Origin of the sequence: Vibrio lamellibrachiae (assembly GCF_050337265.1) — a bacterium.
GTDB classification, from domain to species: domain Bacteria; phylum Pseudomonadota; class Gammaproteobacteria; order Enterobacterales; family Vibrionaceae; genus Vibrio; species Vibrio kyushuensis.
On record NZ_JAKJSU010000006.1, the window covers coordinates 494,661 to 512,037 of the forward strand.

15 protein-coding genes and 1 pseudogene are annotated in these 17,377 nt (G+C 43.0%); 14 read left to right on the forward strand and 2 right to left on the reverse strand.

Going from position 1 to position 17,377, the window contains the following annotated elements:
- Positions 1-15: 15 nt before the first annotated feature.
- The 6 genes from L4C54_RS11380 to L4C54_RS11405 all read left to right on the forward strand — a co-directional run bounded on the left by L4C54_RS11380 (position 16) and on the right by L4C54_RS11405 (position 8,104).
- Entirely contained in the window at positions 16-1,008 is a 993-nt protein-coding gene (locus L4C54_RS11380; RefSeq protein WP_428802205.1) for an ABC transporter permease, read from the forward strand.
- A gap of 10 nt (positions 1,009-1,018) precedes the next feature.
- The gene (locus L4C54_RS11385; RefSeq protein ID WP_428802204.1) at positions 1,019-1,987 is read left to right on the forward strand and encodes an ABC transporter permease; all 969 of its coding nucleotides are present in this window, start codon (positions 1,019-1,021) and stop codon (positions 1,985-1,987) included.
- Entirely contained in the window at positions 1,984-3,030 is a 1,047-nt protein-coding gene (locus L4C54_RS11390; RefSeq protein WP_428802203.1) for an ABC transporter ATP-binding protein, read from the forward strand. The genes L4C54_RS11385 and L4C54_RS11390 overlap by 4 nt, the downstream gene beginning before the upstream one ends.
- Entirely contained in the window at positions 3,031-4,056 is a 1,026-nt protein-coding gene (locus L4C54_RS11395) for an ABC transporter ATP-binding protein (protein WP_428808268.1), read from the forward strand.
- Positions 4,057-4,215: 159 nt separating this feature from the next.
- A complete protein-coding gene (locus L4C54_RS11400; protein WP_428808269.1) occupies positions 4,216-6,990 on the forward strand; it encodes a glycoside hydrolase family 3 protein in 2,775 nt (924 codons plus the stop codon).
- A gap of 100 nt (positions 6,991-7,090) precedes the next feature.
- Positions 7,091-8,104: a LacI family DNA-binding transcriptional regulator gene (locus L4C54_RS11405; RefSeq protein WP_428808270.1), complete on the forward strand. Its 1,014-nt coding sequence runs from the start codon at positions 7,091-7,093 to the stop codon at positions 8,102-8,104.
- A gap of 22 nt (positions 8,105-8,126) precedes the next feature.
- On the opposite strand, the gene L4C54_RS11410 is transcribed toward L4C54_RS11405, so the two are convergent.
- Positions 8,127-8,786 carry an NAD(P)-dependent oxidoreductase gene (locus L4C54_RS11410; protein WP_428802199.1) on the reverse strand — a complete coding sequence of 220 codons (660 nt, stop codon included), beginning with the start codon at positions 8,784-8,786 and terminating at the stop codon, positions 8,127-8,129.
- A gap of 139 nt (positions 8,787-8,925) precedes the next feature.
- On the opposite strand from L4C54_RS11410, the gene L4C54_RS11415 reads away from it, so the two are divergent.
- On the forward strand, positions 8,926-9,810 hold the full coding sequence (locus L4C54_RS11415) for a LysR family transcriptional regulator (protein WP_428808271.1): 885 nt from the start codon (positions 8,926-8,928) through the stop codon (positions 9,808-9,810).
- Positions 9,811-9,863: 53 nt separating this feature from the next.
- Here the strand turns inward: L4C54_RS11415 and L4C54_RS11420 are convergent, their stop codons facing one another.
- Positions 9,864-10,787 (reverse strand): LysR substrate-binding domain-containing protein, encoded by a 924-nt coding sequence (locus L4C54_RS11420; protein ID WP_428808272.1) that lies wholly within the window; start codon positions 10,785-10,787, stop codon positions 9,864-9,866.
- A gap of 144 nt (positions 10,788-10,931) precedes the next feature.
- Here L4C54_RS11420 and L4C54_RS11425 point away from each other — a divergent pair, with 144 nt between their 5' ends.
- From L4C54_RS11425 to L4C54_RS11455, 7 genes and pseudogenes are all read left to right on the forward strand, one after another.
- On the forward strand, positions 10,932-12,119 hold the full coding sequence (locus L4C54_RS11425) for a M20 aminoacylase family protein (protein ID WP_428808273.1): 1,188 nt from the start codon (positions 10,932-10,934) through the stop codon (positions 12,117-12,119).
- 130 nt (positions 12,120-12,249) lie between these two features.
- On the forward strand, positions 12,250-13,875 hold the full coding sequence (locus L4C54_RS11430; RefSeq protein ID WP_428808274.1) for a sensor histidine kinase: 1,626 nt from the start codon (positions 12,250-12,252) through the stop codon (positions 13,873-13,875).
- Positions 13,875-15,437, forward strand: a complete 1,563-nt coding sequence (locus L4C54_RS11435; RefSeq protein ID WP_428808275.1) for an HD domain-containing phosphohydrolase — start codon at positions 13,875-13,877, stop codon at positions 15,435-15,437. The genes L4C54_RS11430 and L4C54_RS11435 overlap by 1 nt, the downstream gene beginning before the upstream one ends.
- 100 nt (positions 15,438-15,537) lie before the next feature.
- On the forward strand, positions 15,538-16,320 hold the full coding sequence (locus L4C54_RS11440; protein ID WP_428808276.1) for a hypothetical protein: 783 nt from the start codon (positions 15,538-15,540) through the stop codon (positions 16,318-16,320).
- Positions 16,321-16,467: 147 nt separating this feature from the next.
- A pseudogene (locus tag L4C54_RS11445) lies at positions 16,468-16,845 on the forward strand (LysE family translocator); the annotation flags it as partial.
- 47 nt (positions 16,846-16,892) lie between these two features.
- Positions 16,893-17,165 (forward strand): recombinase family protein, encoded by a 273-nt coding sequence (locus L4C54_RS11450; protein WP_428808277.1) that lies wholly within the window; start codon positions 16,893-16,895, stop codon positions 17,163-17,165.
- Between the two features lie 42 nt (positions 17,166-17,207).
- A partial coding sequence (locus L4C54_RS11455) for a transposase (protein ID WP_428808289.1) occupies positions 17,208-17,377 on the forward strand: 170 nt, incomplete at its 3' end.

Here is a 17,377-nt window from a genome sequence, read left to right on the forward strand (position 1 = left end):
TATGGAGTTTTTCCTATGAAGTTTATTTTAAGCCGGCTTGGTTTCTATTTTCTGGCTTTTCTTGGTGCTATCACCATCAATTTTTTCTTGCCTCGCTTAATGCCGGGTGATCCTATCCAGTCGTTTTTAGGGCGATTAGCCCAATCTGGCGGGCAAATCACACCAGAGATGGTTGCTGCTCTTGAGATGCTGTACGGCTACTCAACTCAAATCCCTTTAATCGAGCAATTCTTCCACTATTTACAGAATATTTTAACGGGTGAATGGGGGACTTCGACACGCTTCTACCAACCGGTATTTGATGTGTTAGGTCGCGGCATGCTGTGGACCTTACTTTTAGTGGGTTGTTACATTTTGGTCTCGTATACCATCACTACATTGCTAGGTATCTATGTTGCGTGGAAACGTGGAACATGGGTAGATAGCGTTATAACGATCTCATCAGTGGTGATATCGTCGATTCCTGCTGTTGTTATGGCGCTCTTTATCTACTTTGTCTTCGCGTCAGATTTAGGTTGGTTCCCAACGGGTTACGCCTACGACCCAAAACTCGATCCTGAATTTAGCTGGCAGTTTATTTCTAGTGTTTTATATCACTTAGCACTTCCACTATTGAGCATGGTACTGCTTGGTATGGGTGGCGTCATGGGCATGCGCTCAAATATGATTAACCAGCTAGGTGAAGACTTCATCGTGATGGGTTGGGCTAAGGGTGTAAAAGATCGCAAGGTGATGCTGCAGTACGGCGCACGTAATGCGATTTTGCCAATGATCACGTCATTCGCTATGTCGATAGGTTCAATTTTTGCTGGTTCACTCATCATTGAAATCATCTTTAACTATCCCGGGCTCGGGCAAGTGATGTTCCAAGCGATGCTTTCAAGAGACTACCCACTGATTCAAGGCTACCTACTCATCATGACTTTCATGGTATTAAGTGCCAATTTCATTGCTGATTTATTGATGTTTATTCTTGATCCGCGTCTACGTACTGAGCTAGAGGCATAGGAATATAGTTATGAAAAAAACGCTCTCTATTTGCAAACAATTTTTGTTAGGTAACCCAAAAGCAGCTGTAGGTATATTCATGGTATTTACCGTGATATTCCTCTGTTTTGCCGCGCCTTTGTTTACCGAATATCAAGCAACGGCACGAATTGCTAGACCACACCAAGCGCCATCATTGGACCATATTCTAGGTACCACTCGTATGGGCAGAGATGTATGGGCGCAAGTGCTATACGGTGGACGAACGTCGTTAATGGTCGGCTTTGTCGCTGGAACTTTCGTTATGCTTATGGCAATGATTATCGGTGTTTCGTCAGGCTACTTTGGTGGCCGAGTCGATAACGCACTGTCATTTATTACCAATCTAGTGATGGTTATTCCAAGCTTACCGCTTATGTTGGTACTGGCTGCATTTCTTGGTCAAGTTTCTCCGTTTGCTATTGCTGTCATCATTGGCGCAACCTCTTGGCCTTGGGGGGCAAGGGTTATACGTTCACAAACATTAGCCATACGTAACCGTGATTTCGTTCATGCCGCTCAAGTTATGGGGGAGACAAAACCACGCATGCTTTTTGCTGAAGTGATGCCCAATATGATGTCGATTCTTGCGTCGCTTTTCATCGGTACGGTTATCTTCGCCATCATGACTCAGGCAACGTTAGAGTTCATCGGTCTAGGTGATCCTCTTAGCGTGACGTGGGGAGGAATGCTCTATAACGCTGACCAAACGTCAGCCATTCGAATTGGTGCGTGGTGGGAAATTGTCGCACCAAGTGTGGCATTAGCTTCAGTTGCCATTGGCCTTGCTCTTATTAATTTCTCGATTGATGAAATTTCCAATCCGAAACTGAAAGCGCAACGCATCATGGCGAAGTACCGTCGTGAAGAGAAGAAAGCGGAAAAGTTATTGGTTCAAAAGAAAAAGATGGAGCAGGTGGTGTTTGATAAAAAGGCTACAGACACAGGAGCCACAGAATGAAAAAGTTAATTGATGTTAAAGGCTTATGTGTTGACTACGTCACTTTTGATGGCCGAGTAAGAGCGGTTGATGATGTCAGTTTTCATATTAATGAAGGCGAAATATTAGGTCTTGCTGGTGAATCTGGGTGTGGGAAATCAACCGTTGCTTTCTCGTTAATGCGATTGCACCGCCCACCCGCTCTAATCTCTGAAGGGCAAATCTTGTTTGATGGACAAGACGTGCTAACCATGGAAGAAGAAGAGCTTCGTTCGTATCGCTGGAAAGGCGCGTCGATGGTATTTCAAAGTGCCATGAACTGTCTTAATCCTCTGAAAACCATTGAATACCAATTCTGGGATATTTTTGATGCCCACGACATTGTAAAAAACCGTGAAGAGTCGATAGAAAAAGCAAAAGAGCTGCTCAACATTGTTGATATTCCATCAGAACGATTGTTTGATTATCCGCACCAATTTTCTGGCGGCATGCGTCAGCGTGTAGTGATAGCGATGGCGTTGGCACTCAACCCTAAACTGCTTGTTATGGATGAACCAACAACGGCGCTTGATGTAGTGGTTCAGCGTGAAATTCTACAGAAAATCTATGAATTAAAAGAGCGGTTTGGGTTCTCAATTTTGTTCATTACTCACGACCTTAGCTTGATGGTCGAGTTCTGCGATCGTATTGGCATCATGTACTCGGGAAAATTAATTGAGCTTGCGCCTTCAAAAGAGATTCTTCAAAAGCCGAATCATCCTTATACCCAAGGGCTTGGTAACTCATTTCCCACATTGATTGGTGAACTGCAAGAGATGAAAGGGATCCCGGGAACCCCTCTCGATCTTACCAAAATACCGCCGGGTTGCCGTTTTGCACCCCGTTGCTCTTATGCACAAGAGACGTGTCGAAAGGTTGAGCCGATGACTGAGAAAGTTGCGGCTAATCGTTGGTCTGCTTGTCACTTTCATTTGAATGCTTCACTAAACAGTGATTGCTTAAATGAAAGCCGTGTTGAGAGTGAGACAAAAATGCACAGTCAATTAACTGAAGTGGAGTGCTAGATGATGCAGGTATTAGAACAATCACCAACTGCTAAAAACCGCGAGCACCCTGTGGTTCTAGAAGCGCAAAACCTGACGATTGATTTCCATAAGAAAAAGAAATCTCTGTTTGGGCCGAAAGAGTATTTAAGAGCCGTTAATGGTCTGAACTTTAAACTTCGTGAAGGGCACTGTGTTGCCATTGTTGGAGAGTCGGGCTGTGGTAAAAGTACCAGTGCAAAAATAGCGACGAAAATTCATAAAGCGACTGAAGGCGGGATCTATTTCCACGGAACAAATATTGATGATTTCAAGTCTGGAAAAGTGTTGGATGCGTATCGTCGTGAAGTTCAAATGGTGTTCCAAGACCCATTCAGTTCGTTAAATCCACTGCATACCATACGTTATCATTTGCAGCGTCCATTGAAAATTTACCACGGTATTAAACCGGGCAAAGAGATGGAATATCGAATGATTAAACTACTGACTGAGGTGGGTTTAACGCCAGCGAAAGATGTGTTGGGTAAGTTCCCTCATCAACTTTCTGGCGGTCAACGTCAGCGTGTTTTCTTAGCGAAAACATTGGCCATTGGCGCTAAAGTCATTTTGGCTGATGAACCTACATCAATGTTAGACGTTTCAATTCGTATCGGCGTTTTGAATCTAATGAATAAGATGAAAAAAGAGATGGGTAAAGCGTTCATGTATATAACGCATGATATTGCGACAGCTCGTTATTTTGCTGAAGAGACGATTGTTCTCTACTGCGGACATATGGTGGAGTGGGGTGATACTGAAGCAATAACGCAAAACCCTCAGCACCCATATACCCAACTGTTGCTTGCTGCGGTTCCCGATCCTAGTCGAAGTATTCACGACAAATTGCCAACTCATCGTTCACTTGAAACACCCATGTGGTCACCGGATAAACGAGGTTGCCCGTACGCTTCTCGATGTCCTCAGGCTAAAAAAGTATGTGGTGAATATTTACCCGAGCCTACTCAAATAGCGGAGAACCATTTCTCGCGTTGCCACCTCTTTGTGTAAGACGAACCAGAGGTTAGTGCCTTAACGAAAACTGCTTTGTCGCAAAAGCTTAGGCAAAGACCAGTACATAACAAAAAATTCACTTAATAATAATTATGTGCTCTCACCATTCGGTCGACTGAATGGGAAGAGAGCACAGACATAAATGGATAGTTTTATATGCACCAAGAAAACACAAAAATTGATTCAACAATTTTAGCTAAGGTAAGCCGACAGGCCGCCAGCGAGGGTATTGTACTGCTTGAAAACAAGGAGTCGATATTACCGATTAAAGCAGGAGAAACTATTTCGCTATTCGGTCGATGCCAGATCGATACTTATCGAAGCGGAACAGGGTCCGGTGGCGCTGTTAACGTCAAATACGCGATTAATGCGTTAGAGGGATTAAGAGCGAACCGAACGATTAAGCTTAATGAATCTCTCGTTGGTATTTATGAACAGTGGGTTAAGTCGCACCCGTTTGACAATGGTGGTGGCGGTTGGGCTGCGGAGCCTTGGTTCCAACATGAGATGCCTTTGACTGATGAATTGGTTAATCAGGCCGCAAAAGTCTCTAACAAAGCGGTGGTCTTCATTGGTCGTACGGCTGGCGAAGAACAAGATAACCGAGAAGAGGCTGGAAGTTACTACTTAACCGAGCTGGAATTGGAGATGCTTGGTAAAGTGGCGACCCATTTTAAGGATGTGATTGTTGTTCTCAATGTGAGCAATATCATCGACATGTCATGGCTTAGTAGCCTCGATAATAATCAATCAATTAAAGCTGTTTTGTATAATTGGGCCGCAGGAATGGAAGGGGGACACGCTTTAGCCGATGTTCTTTCTGGAGACGTGTCTCCAAGTGGCAGACTAACGGATACCATTGCTCATAATCTTGCTGATTACCCATCCTCTGAGAATTTCGGGCGTACTGATTACAATTTATATGCAGAAGATATTTATCTCGGTTATCGCTATTTCGAAACCTTTAAACCTCAGGCTGTACAGTACGAATTTGGTGCAGGGTTATCCTATACCGCATTTAGCCAAAAACTGGTTTCCTACACGGTTGACGGGAAAGGCGCAGATAGCGTTCTTCACTTTGATATTGAAGTTGAAAATGTAGGAACTCACTTCGCAGGCAAAGAAGTAGTACAGATCTATCTTGAAGCACCTCAAGGAGAGCTTGGCAAGCCTGCTCGTGTGCTTGTTGGCTTTTCGAAATCGAAGGCTCTTGATTGCGGTGAGAGCCAAGCTATCCGTATTTCGATTCCTGTTCACTCATTTGCCTCATACGATGATAGCGGCGTGACTGGAGAGCAAAGTTGTTATGTCTTAGAGCAAGGCTGCTATCAATTTTACTTTGGTGGTAGTGTGCGCAAAGCACAGCGAATGAGTGTTACTTTTGAACTGGATGAAATGCTAGTTACCGAAAGGCTTAAAGAGGCACTAGCGCCTGTAACAGCGTTTGACCGAATGAAACCCGGCACTCGTAATAGTGATGGTGCTTATGAGTTAGCCTATGAGCCTGTTCCACAGCGCACTGTTTCAATGCTTGACCGTATTGAGACGGAATTGCCGGCTTGTTTAGAGTTAACTGGCGACAAAGGCATTAAGCTTATTGATGTGAAACAAGGGCGCGCAGGGTTAGAAGAATTTATTGCTCAACTAACTCCTGAGCAGCTAGCGACGATGACACGTGGCGAAGGAATGTGTAGCCCTAAGGTCACCCCCGGTGTTGCCGCAGCATTCGGTGGTGTCTCTCAAGACCTGTATGAGTTAGGAATTCCTGTTGCAGCTGCCGCAGACGGACCTTCTGGTATTCGTATGGACAGCGGTCACACCGCGACTCAAGTCCCAATTGGTACATTGCTGGCTAGCACGTGGAACAGAGAGTTGAATGAGCAACTTTTTTATCTAGTTGGCCAAGAGTTGGTGGAGCATAAGATTGATACTCTATTAGGCCCGGGGATGAACATTCATCGCCACCCTCTTAATGGTCGAAACTTTGAATATTTCTCTGAAGACTCTCTAATAACCGGTGTTATTGCGTCGGCCCAAACACGTGGTTTGAGCCGAGCTGGTGTTAGTGGAACGATTAAACATTTTGTAGCCAACGACCAAGAAACAGCGCGTAAAGATGTAGATTCAATTGTGTCTGAACGTGCCTTACGTGAAATTCACCTTAAGCCGTTTGAAATGGCGGTGAAAGAAGGTCGAGCTTCTACCATCATGACAGCCTACAACCCAGTCAACGGTCACTGGACCGCTTCAAATTATGATCTCAACACCACGATACTGCGTGGAGAGTGGGGTTACACAGGCATAGTCATGAGTGATTGGTGGGCGAAGATGAATGATCCTGTCACGGCGGGCCATGAAGATGTGAGCTTTACCTCGTTTATGATTCGTTCTCAAAATGATCTCTATATGGTGGTAGAAAATGATGGAGCTGAATGCAATGCTTCCGAAGATGACACATTAGCTGCGCTACAAGCGGGCACATTGACGTTAGGTGAATTACAGCGTTCTGCGATGAATATCTGTCGCTTTATCATGAATGCGCCAGTGATGAATCGTCCGTTAGAGTTTTACCATAATGTGAAACACTTTGAACCGTTACAAGATGTAGATGAAAGCTTGGCTACACCCGTTGAAAAAGGTGTGTCGTTTAAACCCAAGTCTATGAAGTCGGCAATAATTGAAGTTACTCATGATGGACTTTACCAATGTGACGCCTTAATGCGTTATGAGCTTAATTCAATGGCACAGTCATCGTGTAACTTAAATATTAATGGGGTTATTGCGATGACCCTGCCAGTTAATGGCACCGATGGGAAGCTAGTGACGGTGAAAGGTCAGCAGGTGAAATTGACTAAAGGCTGTTATGAGCTGAGTGTCGAAACGGTTAAACCAGGACTAGAGCTTGAACAACTGACGTTCGCTAAGGTGTAGTTATTTTACGGGTGAGCGGCTGATTAAAGTGGGGGAAACCTTTTCCCCCACGGATCTCATAACGGAATGCTAATTCATAATGAAAAGCTAAGGAGTGGTTTTGCGTAAGAAAAAAGCAACGGTTTACGATGTAGCCGAACGAGCAAATGTCTCTGTTAGTACTGTTTCACGCTATCTCAATCGAACATCTTATATCGTTAAAGAAAAAGTGGATGCAATCGAAAAAGCGATAGTCGATGTGAATTTCACACCCAAGACGACCCAAAGCAGTGCTAAAACCAAACGTAATATGACATTGGGTGTGATATCCCCTGCATTTGATAGCCCGTTCATCTCTGAAATTCTAGGCGGAGTCTATTCTGAGGCAGTGAAAACATCTTATAAATTAGAGCTAGAGGCTTCAAACTGGGATCAAAATCGCGAGCGAAAAATCATTAAGCAGTTAATTACCCAGAAGGTGGATGGGTTGATTTTACTGGTTCCAACATTAGATATTAAAGAGATAAAACAATTGGTTGGAAATACACCTGTGCTCTTCATTGCTCGTGATGGCGGCAGTTCGTATCCTTCATTATTGATAGATAATCAAATGGGCGGTTACATTGCTACCAACCACCTTATTCAACTAGGTCATAAAGAGATTGTTTTTGTGACTGGAACTGAAGGCAGTTTAGATGGTGCAGAGCGATTTATCGGTTATAAACAGAGCCTAGAAAACGCAGGCATTGAGTTCAATTCGAATTTGGTGATTGACGGTGCGTATGAATCGCAAAAAGCGTTTGATTCTATGAGTGAGCTGATTGAACAAGGGGCGTCATTTAGTGCCGTATTCTGTGCCAATGACACCAGTGCTTATGGTGTCATTCAAGCACTTCACCAGAAGGATATTCAAGTTCCAGCGCAAGTCTCTGTGGTAGGCTTTGATGATCTTTCGACCTCTCAGTTTTTCATTCCACGTTTAACGACGATTAAGCAGCCATTACATTGCTTAGGACAAATATCCATTAAGCACATGTTGGATCTTATAAGCTCGAACACACCAGAGTATGTGATTCCACCCGTTACACTGGTGGAGCGAGACAGCTGTATAGCTGCAATGGAACTATGCGAATAATCTACGCTGCCTGATCATCAACCTAATTGGCGACGTAAACAGCCTTACCAAAGTAGTTATCTGATTTAACTTGCTCCACTAAAAATGTCGCTAGGCTGTGAATAGATACGTTTCCTCCCTGAAAGGTCGAGTGACTTGTTTTTAGAGGGGTCTTTGCCTGTGCATCATATAATCTTGCAGCGCGAGCAATAGTAAAGTCCACGTTACTACTGGTGAGTAGTTCAAGCTCTTGTTCACGATCTAGCCAAATATCTCCGAGAATTTTTGGCGCTAGTTTTGTTAATAGCAAACGTACGAGTAGGCTGTTCTTGTCATCAGGGTGTTGCAAGCTAGCGCCAGTGCATAACACGAAACGGCTAATGCCATGTTTTTCCATTAAAGGTAAAATAGAGCGGGTACTATTGGTCGAAATAAAATCACTCGCTGAAGACTTAGCCAGTTTAACGCTGGTATTCATGCCTGCAGGCCCTAAAGTGGAAATCACCGCACTAGCCCCATGCAGTAGAGCATCCAAAGCTCTCAAATCTTTAGCATCCCCTTTTATTACGTTGACACGTTTATGTATCGAAACCTTGTTCGGGTCACGAGCTAATACGTTTAACTTATAGCCAAGCGCTAAGGCTTGTTGTATCACTTGCTGACCCACTCGACCGGTACCGCCAATAATTGCTAATGTTTCCATTATTTTGTTCCCACTGTTTGATGTTGGAATCATTATGGCAATCTTTATTGGTCTTGATTAGTGGGTTAAATCTTACTTTACTGATACTATTTTAGTATCAATTATGTTGTCCAATATGTGATTAAGTGAAGCGTATTCAGTGTTAATAAATTACTTAAAAGCGATCGCCATATTCAGCACGGTTGCTGAAACCGAAAGCTTTACCGAAGCCGGGCGAAAACTTCAAATGCCACGAGGGAAAGTTAGCGAGCAAGTAGCAAAGTTAGAAGCCTATTTGGGCGTCAAGCTATTGCAGCGCAGCACACGTAGAGTATCGATAACAGCTGAAGGTCAGGCTCTTTATCAACAGGTGCAAGGGTTGCTTCCTAGTGCTATTCAGGGTGTGGATGAAGTAAAAAGTTTTAACTCGGAAATTAAAGGGGTTATTCGTTTAACAACGACACAGGATCATTACGAAACCTTGCTACTCCCTCTATTAAAGCAATTTAGTGAGCTCTACCCAAAAGTTCAGTTTGATTTAGTGATTAGCGAAGAGCCGTTATCAATCATTGATGAATCCATTGACTTGGCGATTCGCTCAGGAGACTTACCCGATTCAAATTTAGTGTCACTGCCCTTAACCTCAACTCAGCTAAAATTGTACGCTAGCCCGTTATTAAAAGAGCTTCCTGTGCGACCAGAACAGCTACCAATGTTTCCGTGGGTTAGCCTATCGACCCCTAATATTGGAAATAACCTTACCTTACAGAACTCAAGTGACGACGTTGTGCAAGTGATACCAGTTAGTCACCATAAAGCCAATAACATTGCCAGTTACATACCGTTATTGCAGCAAGGGTTTGGTATTGGGGTACTCGCCGAGGTATCCGCAAGAGAACTTGTAAAGAAAAAGCTGTTGATCCCCGTATTATCTAAGTGGCATGTTCAGCAATTACAGCTGTCGTTAATTTACCCTGCTAGATTACATATGGCTAAACGCACAAGGTTACTGCTTGATTTTATTCGCAATAACCTGGGTGACTAGATATAACAAGTAGTGGAGCACTTTGTTAGCTCTTAAATCGATAGGCCGTGCTCTTACAATATGGCGCTGCGGCAACGCTCTACTTCTTGTAACACCAAGGTTTTAAGCGTTTGGCTCATTTCAATTAATGCAGGGTCCATATTCTTCCCAAGTGGGAAAATCAGATTCGCGTGGTACTTCAACTCTTCCGAGAGAGGTTTAACGATTACGCCCGATGTTTTGGCGTGCGATGCGGATACACAATCGACGACACTCAAACCAACCGACTCTTGAACCAGCTTTACGGCCATTTCTGCTAGCGATACTGTCCACACTTTTTTAGGCGTAGCATTATGTTGCTCTAGTAGTGTGTCAAGCTGTCGACGAGTGCGTTCTTGCGCTTCGCCATAGATAAGCGTTTCGCCACCAAAGTCGCTCACCTCTATAATCTCTTTATGCTCTAGTCGGTGCCCTTTAGGCAGAATACAAACTTGCGGTAGAGTAATGGGATAACTTTGATAGCGGCTATCAGGCGTCATTATCGTCGTTATCCCCATATCAAAACGTTGGGCGATCATATCTTCAACAATCTGCTCTGAGCGGTAACTGAGAAGGTTAACTTCAATATCGGGGTAGTACTCGGTCAACTGCTTGGCGATTTTGGGCAGTACATTAATGGCAAACACAGAAACGCAGCCCACTCGTAAAGTACCTTCAGCTCTATCACGAATCTTGTCAGCAAACTTTTGCAATTGACGAATCGCAATATAAGAACGCTCAACCTCTTGATAAAACAGTAGCCCACGTCTTGTTGGCGACAATCGGTTATTAATACGTTCAAACAGCGCGAACCCTAAACGCTCTTCTAGTCCTTTGAGTAAGCGGCTGATCGCAGGCTGTGAAATAAGCATCTTCTCTGCAGCCGCCGTTGCACTTTCGGTTTTCATGACCCAAGCAAAAGCTTCAATTTGACTGTCAGTAAATCCGCGGCTAGCCATAACATTTCCTTATGGAGTGGTAACAAAGAGTCATTATCTCAGAATAACTGGCCGTTTTATAATGAAATAAAGTGAAATTTGGAGTTTGTGATAAGGATTGGTTATGAGCTCTAGTTGCAGTATATATCTAAAAGTGGAGAGTTTATGAACCTTGAAATTGCAGAGAACCATACAATGTTTACCCAGTTAAGACACGATATTCATCGCCATCCAGAGCTTGGTTTTAAAGAGCTAAAAACCAGTCAAATGATCGTTGAAAAGCTCACCGAGTGGGGCTTTGACGAAGTGCACAGCGGTATTGCGCAAACCGGAGTCGTTGGGGTGCTGAAAGGCATGCAGGCTTCCAATAAAAGCATTGGGCTAAGGGCTGATATGGACGCGCTGGCTATGGATGAAGCGAATACGTTTGCCCATAAGTCCTGTCACTCTGGGGTTATGCACGGCTGTGGTCACGATGGGCACACGGCAATGTTACTGGCTAGCGCCTGGTATTTATCAAAATATCGCGACTTCTCTGGCACGGTCAATTTCATTTTTCAACCAGCAGAAGAGGGGCTAGGTGGTGCTAAAGTAATGATTGACGAAGGGCTGTTCGAGCGCTTTCCTTGTGACCGAATATATGGAATGCACAACATGCCGGGTATCCCTGAAGGGGAGTTTCATCTTCGTGAAGGCGCGCTTTTAGCCAGTAGCGATCGTTTTAACATCATCATCGAAGGGGTTGGTGGCCATGCTGCGATGCCAGAAAGAGTGGTCGATCCTGCCATTATCATGAGCAACATCGTTCTAGCGGCTCAAAGCATAGTAAGTCGAAATGTATCGCCTTTAGAGTCTGCGGTGATTTCGATAACGGATCTGCACTGTGGGTCGGGTACGTATAATGTCATTGCATCGACAGCGAGCATGATGGGCTGCGTTCGAGCCTTTGATGAGAAGGTTCGAAAGCGAGTTATCGAACGATTAACCACGGTGGTGGAACAGACTGCTATTGCTCATGGTGCGACCGCAACACTGCGGATTCAAAAAGGCGGATACCCCGCAACGGTGAATCACAAAGAAGCGACACGCATAGCGGCTGAAGTCGCTGAGAAAGTCGTTGGTGAGGATAAAGTCAATAAGAGCTGTACGCCACTCGGCGGCAGTGAAGATTTTTCCTTTATGCTGCAGCAGGTGCCTGGCTGTTATCTTCTACTTGGTAATGGATCTACTGGTGAAAAAGGAGGCGTATCTGTCCACAACCCAAGTTACGACTTTAACGATGAAATCATTCCGCAAGGAGCGTCATTTTTTATTGAACTAGTGAAGAGTGAGTTGCCTTTAGTCACAAGCTAACCTCATCAATAAAAACAACAGCAGTCAAAGTTTGTAAAGGCTAGGGCTGCTTAAATTTTATGTAAGTATCAAAGCCGATTAGAAATAACAGCATCCGTGAACTAAATTAAATAATAAAGGAATTGTTTGGATGCGTATGAGCGTTTCTAGTTGGGCGGAAAATTATTGCTCTCAAAGTTCTGCGTTGATGTTGTTATATCAACCAGAGCAGGGTTATATATGTGAAAGTAAAGGCTTAGCAGGAGAGCTTTCTCGTGGCTCTTTAAGTATGTCGCAATTTTTGAAAGGACTAACTTCAGAACAACAAAAACACCCCGATTTTAGTGCCTTCTCTCTCCACCTAGACAGCATCAACTGTATTGATGGCTTATATTGCTATCACCTTTCCCGTGTCACTTCCGATGACGATCAAAGTTGGCAAATGTTTGCCAATACGATGTCAAAGCTTCATGGGGTCATGCTTCGTTTGAGCCAATGTGAAACACTTGACCAGCTTTATCAGCAATCAATCCTAGAAGCTCAACAGCACCTGTTTATCGATCGGTTAGCGATTTTGCTGCTCGACCACGAGACCAATGAAATGATTGGTACTTGGGGCACAGATGAAGACGGTAACATTAAGAATGAAACCGAGTTTCGTGGTCCAATTCCTGATGCACCTTGGGTAGAGCTAACTCTTGCATCTAAAGAGCACGTTGAAGTGTGGAATAACGTCGATCTCTTGTACTACAACAAAGTTGTCGGCAAAGGTTGGAATGCCATGGCGGCAATATGGGATGGTGACACTCCCATAGGTTGGATCGCTTGTGATAACTTAATCAAAAAGAGACCAATGCAACCGTGGCTGAAAGAGATCCTAGGTCAATATGGTCAAGCGCTTGGTCATACAATAGTGAGGTTTAACAACCTTAAAAAACTAAAAGACATTAATGATAACTTAGAGCATCTCGTTGCTGAGCGCTCTTCTCAACTGAGTGAAAAAATCCAATTACTAGAGAAAACTCAAGACGAACTAGTTGAGTCTGAAAAGTTAGCGTCGTTAGGCGGGCTTGTTGCTGGGGTTTCTCATGAAGTAAATACGCCTGTCGGTATAGGTGTTACAGCGGCGTCTCATTTGGTTGAAGAAGCGAAAGAGATCAGTAATCAGTATCAAAATAAAACGATGAAAAAATCAGATTTAGAAGGGTATTTTGAATACACATTAGAGAGTGGGCAAATTATTCAAGATAACCTGATGAGAGCCAGTGACTTAATCAAAAGTTTTAAACAATTGGCTGTAGAGCAATCTATTGATTCTACCTTTGATATTAATTTGAATGAGCTTGTGACCAATATTCAAAACAGTTTTCACCATAAAATGAAGCATCGCCCGATTACGTTTATTAATCATATAGATACAACCCTTATTTTTCATACCTGTTCGGGTAAGTTAAATCAAATCATCACTAACCTTGTAAATAACTCTTTAGTTCATGCTTTTGAGTCTGATAACGAAGGCAGCATTGAGATAAGTGCGCACATTGAGAGTGGAGCGTTACATATTTGCTATTTCGACACCGGCAGTGGTGTTGAAGATAGTGCGCTGGAAAAACTATTTGAGCCATTTTTTACGACCAAAAGAGGACAAGGTGGAACGGGGCTTGGGCTTAACATTGTTTACAACATTATAAAAAAATTGGATGGTCAAATCGAGTCCAGTCATGTGAAACCGTGTGGACTACAATTTGATATATTCTTACCGGCTAAGGTGAACTAATGAGTGATGATGATCTATTTAATGATGACTTTTTTGCCGAAGAGGAAACGGTAGAAGAAAAAGAAGTTCAAAGACCGTGGAATGTTCTAATCGTTGACGATGAAGAGGAAATTCATCGTGTAACGAAAATGGCGTTGAACAAGTTTGAGTTTGAAAATCGACCACTCAACTTTATCAGCGCCTTGTCTGCAGGCGAAGGTAAGCAAGCATTTTTAGATAATGAAAACATCGCTATGGTACTGCTTGATGTAGTGATGGAGACGGAGCATGCCGGATTGGATCTAGCTAAATGGATTAGAGATGAGCACGGTGACTTAAATGTTCGAATTGTTCTTAGAACTGGGCAGCCGGGTCAATCACCCGAGCAGTCTGTAATCAAAGATTATGATATTAATGACTACAAGGCTAAGACCGAATTAACCGCACAAAAGCTATATACTGCCACGCTTACGGCGCTACGAGCCTATCAACATATTATGATATTGGAACATAGTAAGCTTGGTATGGAACAAGTCGTTAAAGCAACTAAAAATGTCATGGATAAACTGGGTTTCGTCGCTTTTTCAAAAGCAGCCCTTGAGCAAATTATCACTCTGATCAATGTCAGCGATACGATGTTGCTCGATTTAAGTACGCATCTTTCCCATGATCATGAAATCGTTGAAATAGACAGCGCAACGGTACAAATGATTTGTGGAACAGGTATTTTTGAGAACATTCAACAAGATAGCACACGCTTAAATGAACTACCTTTTAAAACGCTGTTGAAGAGGGCGCTAGATAGCGATTCATCGATCTTTGATGACAAAGAGCTACTAATCTATTGCAAAAGTGCCCATCACTCGGTTGCATTTTATATCGTGACTGAGCATTGTTTAGGTCAAGTCGATCAACACTTATTAGAAGTATTTACTGAAAATTTAGTGGTTGGATTGAAGAATATCGATCTGAATGAACAGATGAAAAAATCTCAACGCGAGGTTATCTATCGATTGACGGAAGTTGTCGAAAATCGATCCAATGAAACGGGTTACCACGTGAAGCGTGTGGCGCGATATTGTGAGTTGCTCGGGAAACTATATGGGTTAGATGAAGAGGAGTGCGAGATAATACTGTTTGCTTCGCCTTTACATGATATTGGTAAGGTCGGTACACCAGACCGAATTTTAAACAAGCCAGCGAAGCTTGATGCCGAAGAGTGGGCAATAATGCAGGCTCATGCTCAAATTGGGCAGACGATGTTAGAAGGCTCGGATCTAGAGTTGCTGGATGCAGGGGCAATTATAGCGGGTACCCATCATGAACGCTGGGATGGTAACGGTTACCCAAATGGTACATCAGGCGAAAGTATCCCAATCTATGGACGAATTTGTGCATTAGCGGACATCTTTGATGCACTTTGCTCTAAACGTGTTTATAAAGACCCATGGTCAGTTGATGATGTATTTGATTATATTGAGTCTGAGTCCGGTAAGTTTTTTGATCCTAAATTAGTCGAGCTATTTCTTGAAAACAAAAAACAGTTTCTACAAATTAAAGAAGAGTTAAAAGACCCAACTTAACAGCAATTGAATAGGCATGGGTTTACTCGATAATGATTAAATGTGATTTAAGTATTGTGTACCTACACTTACTAAGGTCATTAAATTATTGGGAAACGTCATGATTCGTAGTGTTTGTCAAAAGGTGCTCGTTGTCCTTATGATTTTCCTAACTGCATTTATCGTAAATGCACAGGTTTATACTCAAGATAATCCTTTTGTTCTACAGGCGAATCAGCCAACAAATAATCCAGCAACAAAATGGTTAACCCTTGTCTACAAAGACCTGTTCGCTAGGTTAGAAGTACCCCTTGAGATAATATATTTCCCTGAATTGCGTGCAAGTGTTGACGACAATGTTGATGGGCAATTTTCACGTGCTTTGAAATATGGAGATATTTACCCTCACCAACTCAGAGTTGAGTTTCCCTTGCTCAGAATAAAAATTATCGCCGTGACGAAATATGACTCTGAAAAGTATTTGCATCACGGGTGGGAGAGTTTTAAAGAAAAGGAATTTAGGGTCGATTACATGCGAGGTGTCGAAGTGGTAGAGAAAAACCTACAAAAGTGGGCGGACCCTAAATATGTAGAGGCGGTGAGTAGTGTGGAACAAGGCTTACTCAAACTGAAGCATGGTAGAACAGATTTTTTCATTCACCCAAACTTGGCATTATTCAGCTTCCTTAAATCAAAAGAGTTCAGAAATGATATTGCTGGCGCGGGAGTCCTGGTTACGATCTATGCCTACCCCTATGTGAATATTAAACACAAAGAAATGGTGCCTGCCATACTGAAAACATTGAACGAAATGAAAGCTGAAGGGAAAATTCGGCAATATTGCTACGAGACTTTTGGCGAGCACGCCATTGAACTATGTGAGGAAGTGCTGCCAGCAGGGTAAATTAATACTTTCTGGTGATTAGGTATAAAAAATCGAAGTAAGTGTTATTCGTTTCTTATTGAGTTTACCGCTGATGAACGTATCGACTATATATAAAAAAATGCTAAGCTCGATTAACTAACCCAACTATCAATAAGTAAATACTCAATGAACACCGCTCTGCTAGGAATGTTTATTCCGACGTTTTTCTTTGTCTCTATCACTCCGGGAATGTGTATGACCCTAGCGTTAACGCTGGGTATGAGCATTGGCTATCGCCGTACGTTATGGATGATGGTGGGTGAACTCGTCGGTGTTGGACTCGTTGCTATTGCCGCTGTACTAGGTATTGCTGCGGTGATGTTGAATTATCCGTGGTTATTCGTGGCACTTAAAATAGTTGGCGGAAGCTATCTGTTTTACTTGGGTGTTCAGATGTGGCGTTCACAAGGAAAACTCGCCATTAATTTGGATGAACAACAGCAGACCAAGCAAGGTGATTGGGATCTTGTTGTGCAAGGTTTTGTCACCGCTATCGCCAAGCCAAGTGTCCACCAGTTACAAAAGATTTACCTTCTAACCAAGGAACAATTATGAACCCTTCAATAATTTCTTATGCGCGTGTATCTAGTGCCAAGCAAATTCAAGGTACAGGTCTTTCCCAACAAAAAGACCAAACAATTCTGAACCAGTTATCAGTAAAGTATTCACTACCAGTAGATGATCGTTCATTCAGTGATGCAGGGCTTTCTGGCTTCCACTCTAAGAACCTTCAAGGTGAGTTTGGTCTTATACGTGAACTAATAAGTACTGGTTCAATAGCAAAGGGTTCTATCTGTAGTGGCATAGTTAATTTGGCCACCTAGTTAGAGGTGATATCATCACCTCATAAGTTAACAGGTGACACTATGACGAAACGAACAAGACGACTTTTTAGCGCTGAATTTAAGTTAGAGGCTGCACAGCTAGTCCTCGATCAAAATCACTCAGTTACTGAAGCTGCTCAAGCCATGAATGTGGGTAAGTCCACCATGGATAAATGGGTTCGACAGCTAAAAGAAGAACGCCAAGGTAAAGC